Below are 482 nucleotides of genomic sequence, written 5' to 3' on the forward strand. Positions count from 1 at the left end.
ACCCCGACAGCAGCGCCTGCGAGATCAGCGGCAGCGTCACCACGAAGAACACCTTCAGCGGCGTCGCGCCCAGATCGAGCGCCGCCTCCTCCAGCGACTTGTTCATCTCCTTCACGCGCGACTGCACGATGATCGCCACGTACGACACGCACAGCATCACGTGCCCGATCCAGATCGTCACCATCCCGCGCCCCTTCGGCCAGCCGAACATCTGCTCCAGCGCAACGAACAGCAACAACAGCGAGATGCCCTGGATCACTTCCGGAATCACCAGCGGCGCGTTGATCATCCCCGTGTACAGCGTGAAGCCCTTGAAGCGGCCGAAGCGCGCGAGCACGAAACCCGCCCACGTGCCGATCACGACCGACGCGGTGGCCGTCAGCAGGCCGATCTTCAGCGACAGCCACGCGGCGGTCAGCAGCTCGTCGTCGTCCAGCAGCGCGCTGTACCACTTCAGCGAGAAGCCCGACCACACCGTCACC

The 482-nt window shown here is 65.1% G+C and carries 1 protein-coding gene; it reads right to left on the bottom strand.

Annotation, left to right across the window (positions count from 1 at the left end):
* Positions 1-482, bottom strand: a 482-nt coding sequence (locus tag HWY05_RS37820; RefSeq protein WP_176061498.1) for an ABC transporter permease subunit, incomplete at both ends; no start/stop codon positions are given.

This window comes from Paraburkholderia sp. BCC1876 (assembly GCF_902833695.1).
GTDB lineage: Bacteria > Pseudomonadota > Gammaproteobacteria > Burkholderiales > Burkholderiaceae > Paraburkholderia.